Genomic DNA, 6000 nt, shown 5'->3' with positions numbered 1-6000 from the left:
AATGATTAACAGTCATTTGCTCTACCGACTGAGCTATCGCGGAACAACTATCTATTCCAGCTCTTCAGCGTCACTTACGTTCCCGCTTCAGAGGCGCGCCATTTTACGGTTCCCGGCAACGCTGTCAAGCCTGGAAATGCGATTCCTGACAATACTTTGCGTTCCCCCAGCGCAACGCTCGGAATGCCCCATTCAATGGATCGCGACCTGCGCGCCAGCCATTCGGCGGCACGCAGGTCGGCATCAGCCAACGTCAGTCGAAGACGATCTGCTCGCCTTCGACCCGCGCCTTGACCGTGCTGCCTGGCGCGAACTGGCCGGAGAGGATCTGCTGCGCCAGCGGATTCTCGATCCAGCGCTGGATGGCGCGCTTGAGCGGCCGCGCGCCATAGACCGGGTCGTAGCCGACGGCGATCAGCTTGTCCAGCGCCTCCTGGGTGAGCTCCAGGCTCAGCTCGCGTTCGGCCAGGCGCTTGCGCAGACGTCCCAGCTGGATCTCGGCGATACCGGCGATCTGCTCGCGACCCAGCGGATCGAAGACCACCACTTCGTCGATACGGTTGACGAACTCCGGGCGGAAATGATGCGCCACCGCATCCATCACCGCCGCCCGCTGGGCCTCCGGATCGCCCACCAGCTCCTGGATCTGCGCCGAGCCGAGGTTCGAGGTCATCACCACCACGCTGTTGCGAAAGTCCACGGTACGCCCGTGGCTGTCGGTCAGGCGCCCATCCTCGAGCACCTGCAGGAGGATGTTGAACACATCCGGATGGGCCTTCTCGACCTCATCGAGCAGGACGACCGAATAAGGCTTGCGACGCACCGCCTCGGTCAGATAACCGCCCTCCTCGTAGCCGACATAGCCCGGCGGTGCGCCGATCAGGCGGGCCACCGAATGCTTCTCCATGAACTCGGACATGTCGATGCGGATCATCGCCTCCTCGGTATCGAAGAGAAATTCCGCCAGCGCCTTGCACAGCTCGGTCTTGCCCACCCCGGTCGGACCGAGGAACAGGAACGAACCGCTCGGACGATTCGGATCGGCCAGGCCGGCGCGCGAACGGCGCACGGCATTGGCCACCGCGACCACGGCCTCGTGCTGGCCGATCACCCGCTGGTGCAGCATGTCTTCCATGCGCAGCAGCTTCTCGCGCTCGCCCTCGAGCATCTTCGAGACCGGGATGCCGGTCCACTTGGACACCACCTCGGCGATTTCCTCGTCGGTCACCTTGTTGCGCAGCAGCTGGTTCTCCGCCTTGCCGTGCTGGTCGACCATCTGCAGGCTGCGCTCCAGGTCCGGGATGATGCCGTACTGCAGTTCGGCCATGCGCGCCAGATCGCCCTTGCGCCGCGCGGCCTCCAGGTCGGCCTTGGCCTGCTCGATCTTCTGCTGGATCTGCGCCGAGCCCTGCACCTCGGCCTTTTCCGACTTCCAGATTTCCTCGAGATCGGCGTATTCCTTCTCCAGCTTGGCGATATCGTCCTCGAGCTTGGCCAGGCGTTTCTTGGTCGCCTCGTCATCTTCCTTCTTCAGCGCCTCGCGTTCGATCTTCAGCTGGATCAGGCGACGGTCGAGGCGGTCCAGCTCTTCCGGCTTGGAGTCGATTTCCATGCGGATGCGGCTGGCCGCCTCGTCGATCAGGTCGATGGCCTTGTCCGGCAGTTGGCGGTCGGTGATGTAGCGGTGCGACAGTTTGGCCGCGGCGATGATCGCGCCATCGCTGATGCTGACCCCGTGGTGCACCTCGTAGCGCTCCTTGAGGCCGCGCAGGATGGCGATGGTATCCTCCTCGCTCGGCTCGTCCACCAGCACCTTCTGGAAGCGCCGCTCCAGCGCGGCGTCCTTCTCGATGTACTGGCGGTACTCGTCCAGCGTGGTGGCGCCCACGCAATGCAGCTCACCGCGTGCGAGGGCCGGCTTGAGCATGTTGCCGGCGTCCATGGCGCCCTCGGCCTTGCCGGCGCCGACCATGGTGTGCAGCTCGTCGATGAACAGGATCACCCGCCCTTCCTGCTTGGACAGCTCGTTGAGCACGGCCTTCAGGCGCTCCTCGAACTCGCCGCGGAACTTGGCGCCGGCGATCAGCGAGCCCATGTCCAGCGCCAGCAGGCGCTTGTCCTTGAGCCCGTCGGGCACCTCGCCGTTGACGATGCGCTGGGCCAGGCCCTCGACGATGGCGGTCTTGCCGACGCCCGGCTCGCCGATCAGCACCGGGTTGTTCTTGGTGCGCCGCTGCAGGACCTGGATGGTGCGGCGGATCTCGTCGTCACGACCGATCACCGGGTCGAGCTTGCCGTCCTCGGCGCGCTTGGTCATGTCCACGGTGTACTTGTCCAGCGCCTGGCGCGATTCCTCGGCGTTGGGATCGTTGACCGCCTCGCCGCCGCGCAGGTTGGCGATGGCATTCTCCAGCGCCTTCTTGCTCACGCCCTGGGCCAGCAGCAGCTTGCCCAGGCGGGTGTTGCCGTCGAGCGCAGCGAGCAGCACCAGCTCGCTGGAAATGTACTGGTCGCCCTTCTGCTGGGCCAGGCGGTCGGCCTGGTTGAGCAGGCGCGCCAGGTCCTGCGACAGGTTCATGTCGCCGGTGGGGTTCTGCAGCTTGGGCAGTTGGTCGAGCTCCTTGGTCAGCGCCTGACGCAGGGCGTTGATGTCGAAGCCCACCTGCATCAGCAACGGCCTGATCGAGCCGCCCTGCTGCTCGAGCAGCGCCTGCATCAGGTGCAACGGCTCGATGGACGGGTGATCCAGGCCAACGGCGATGGATTGGGCATCGGAGAGCGCAAGCTGCAGCTTGCTGGTCAAACGATCGATACGCATGGACGTTCATCCTCAAGGTAAAGGCAGGCCGGCGCACTGAACCGCCGTTACAGAAACCTGCGAGATGCAGCATAGATGAGGATGATTGTTGGAGATTCAAGGCGGATGACATTGATGCAGGTCATGCCCGGACCCGACAGTCACGCCTGGAGATCACTCCGGAGCTAGCGCTCCAGCCAGACCAGGCTGGCGAAGCGACCGGTACGCGGAGCGCGGCGGTAGGAGTAGAAACGCGGATCGCCGAAGGTGCACAGGCCGCCGCCATACACCGCGCTCACGCCACGAGCCGCCAGGCGGATACGGGCCAACCGGTAGAGATCGGCCATGAAACGCCCGGCATTGCGGCTCGGCCCGAATGCCTCGGCGCAGGCCGCGTGTTGCGCCAGGAAGGCCTCGCGCACTTCGGGCCCGACCTCGAACGCCCCGGGCCCGATGGCCGGCCCCAGCCAGACCAGCAGCTCGTCGGCCGGCACCGCCAGCGCCTGCAGCGTCGCTTCGAGCACGCCGCCGGCCAGCCCGCGCCAGCCGGCATGGGCCGCCGCCACCCGCGTACCGGCGCGGTCGCAGAGCAGCACCGGCAGGCAATCGGCGGTGAGCACCGCGCAGGCCTCGCCAGGCCTGTCGCTCCAGCTGGCATCGGCCACCGCACAGATGCCCGGCTCGGCCTCGATCACCACGCTCGAATGCACCTGCGACATCCACACCGGACGGCAGCCGAGCGTCTGTTGCAGGTAGCGGCGATTCCAGGCGACCGCGGTCGGCTCGTCGCCGACATGATCGCCCAGATTGAAGCGGTCGAACGGCGCGACGCTGACGCCGCCGCTGCGCGTCGTCACACAGGCGCGAACCCCGGCCGGCGCCGGCCAGTCGGGCACCAGCCAGTCGTCGGCCCGGGCGCTCACCCGATGAAGGCCTCGCGATCCTGCTGCAGCAAGGTCAGCAGCCAGACGAAATCGTCCGGCAGCGGCGATTCCCACTTCATCCGCTGGCCCGTGGCCGGGTGGTCCAGTTCGAGGAAGCGCGCATGCAGCGCTTGCCGCGGGAATTCGCGCAACGACTGCACCAGCGTCGGATTGGCCGCTGGCGGAATACGGAAGCGCCCGCTGTAGAGCGGGTCGCCCACCAGCGGATAGCCGAGATGGGTCATGTGCACGCGGATCTGGTGGGTACGGCCGGTTTCCAGCTTGACCCGCACATGGGTATGCGAGCGGAAGCGTTCGAGCACCCGGTAATGGCTGACCGCCGGCTTACCGCCCTCCACCACCGCCATGCGCTGGCGCTGCTGGCCGTGGCGGCCGATCGGCGCGTCGACGGTGCCGCCGGTGATGATCACGCCGATGACGATGGCTTCGTAGATGCGGCTGACGCTGCGCGCCTGCAACTGCTCGACCAGGCGGGTCTGCGCCTGCAGCGTCTTGGCCACGACCATCAGCCCGGTGGTGTCCTTGTCCAGGCGATGCACGATGCCGGCGCGCGGCACGTTGATCAGGTCCGGCACATGGTGCAGCAAGGCGTTGAGCAAGGTGCCGTCGGCATGCCCGGCGGCCGGATGCACGACCAGGCCGGCCGGCTTGTCGATCACCAGGATGTGCTCGTCCTCGTAGACGATATCCAGCGGAATCTCCTGCGCCACCCACTCCCCCTGCGCCTGCTGCTCGGCGGAGAGTTCGAGCACCGCACCGGCATGCACGGTATCGCGCGGACGCAGCGCGGCGCCATCCACGGTCAGCAGGCCGTCCTTGATCCAGGCGGCGAGACGCGAGCGCGAGTGCTCGGAAAAGAGCTGCGCCGCGACCTGATCGAGGCGTTGCCCGCCGAGGTCGAACGGCACCTCGGCGCGAAGTTGGATGGCCTGTTTGGAAGTCGTGGACATACGCGGAGTGGATTCGTCTGAGAGAGGTGGGCAGCGTCCAGCGGCAGTGGACGGGTCCCTGGACCGCAGGCGGCGGAGCGGCCTTTGGTTTCGGCTACACGCTTGTGTTTAAATACGGCGTCTTTGTCCCGGCGCACCGGGGCGCTCATCATAACAGGACGGCTCCGCGCGAGACAGCCAGCCGTCACAGGGACGCAAGCCGCCATGCAAGTGAAACACCTGCTGCTGATCGCCATCCTCGCCCTTACCGCCGCCTGTTCGTCCAAGGAGCCGGTCAGCGAGAACCTGGGTGAAGTCGAGCTGTACCAGCAAGCACAGGCCGACCTGGACAACAAGAGCTATACCAGCGCCATCGAAAAGCTCAAGGCCCTGGAATCGCGCTATCCGTTCGGCCGCTTCGCCGAGCAGGCGCAGCTGGAACTGATCTACGCCTATTACCGGAACCTCGAGCCGGAAGCCGCTCGCTCCTCGGCCGAGCGCTTCATCCGCCTGCACCCGCAGCACCCGAACGTCGACTATGCCTACTACCTCAAGGGCCTGGCCTCCTTCGACCAGGACCGCGGCCTGCTCGCCCGCTTCCTGCCGCTGGACATGACCAAGCGCGACCCGGGCGCCGCTCGTGACTCGTTCAACGAGTTCGCCCAGCTCACCAGCCGTTACCCCAACAGCCGCTACGCGCCGGACGCCAAGGCGCGCATGATCTACCTGCGCAACCTGCTGGCGGCCAACGAAATCCACGTGGCGCACTACTACCTCAAGCGCCAGGCCTACGTCGCCGCCGCCAACCGCGGACGCTACGTGGTGGAGAACTTCCAGGGCACGCCAGCGGTGGCCGATGGCCTGGCGGTGATGACCGAGGCCTACCAGCGCCTGGGCCTCGACGACCTCGCCGACAGCAGCCTGCAGACCCTGCAGCTCAACTACCCGGATCACGCGACACTGGAAGACGGAAAATTCACCCCCGTCGAGCGCGAGGAAGACACCCGCAGTTGGCTGAGCAAGGCCACCCTGGGCCTGATCGAAGGCGAGGCGCCGCGCCCGGACACCTCGCGTGCGAACCGCGACGTGCTGCGCCAGTACGAGAGCGCGGCCCAGGATTTGCCCGAGGAACTGCGCCCCGTACTCAAGGAAGCGGAGCAGCAGGGCGAGAAGCGCTCCTGGTGGAGCCGCCTGACCTTCGGCCTGTTCGACTGAGCGCAAGGCCGGCTAGTTAGACAGTCGCGGCGCCATGGGCGATGAGAAGTACCCTGCCCGGCCACAACCGGATCGGCCCGGCAGGCGCCCCGGCGATCCGGCTGTAGCCGGCACG

The 6000-nt window shown here is 66.5% G+C and carries 4 protein-coding genes; 1 reads left to right on the top strand and 3 read right to left on the bottom strand.

Annotation, left to right across the window (positions count from 1 at the left end; translation table 11 throughout):
• Positions 1-253: 253 nt before the first annotated feature.
• From clpB to rluD, 3 genes are all read right to left on the bottom strand, one after another.
• Complete coding sequence (clpB, locus tag IN820_RS20795) at positions 254-2818, bottom strand: ATP-dependent chaperone ClpB (protein ID WP_193682786.1); 2565 nt, start codon at positions 2816-2818, stop codon at positions 254-256.
• A gap of 164 nt (positions 2819-2982) precedes the next feature.
• On the bottom strand, positions 2983-3720 hold the full coding sequence (gene pgeF, locus IN820_RS20790; RefSeq protein ID WP_193682785.1) for a peptidoglycan editing factor PgeF: 738 nt from the start codon (positions 3718-3720) through the stop codon (positions 2983-2985).
• Positions 3717-4691, bottom strand: a complete 975-nt coding sequence (gene rluD, locus IN820_RS20785; protein ID WP_193682784.1) for a 23S rRNA pseudouridine(1911/1915/1917) synthase RluD — start codon at positions 4689-4691, stop codon at positions 3717-3719. Before rluD ends, pgeF begins: the two co-directional genes overlap by 4 nt.
• A 204-nt stretch (positions 4692-4895) precedes the next feature.
• Between rluD and IN820_RS20780 the strand changes: the two genes are divergently transcribed.
• Complete coding sequence (locus IN820_RS20780) at positions 4896-5885, top strand: outer membrane protein assembly factor BamD (protein WP_193682783.1); 990 nt, start codon at positions 4896-4898, stop codon at positions 5883-5885.
• Positions 5886-6000: the final 115 nt, after the last annotated feature.

Origin of the sequence: Pseudomonas lopnurensis, from assembly GCF_015070855.1 — a bacterium.
In the GTDB taxonomy this organism is placed as follows: Bacteria; Pseudomonadota; Gammaproteobacteria; order Pseudomonadales; family Pseudomonadaceae; genus Stutzerimonas; species Stutzerimonas lopnurensis.
This window is presented reverse-complemented; position numbering and strand designations above follow the sequence as displayed.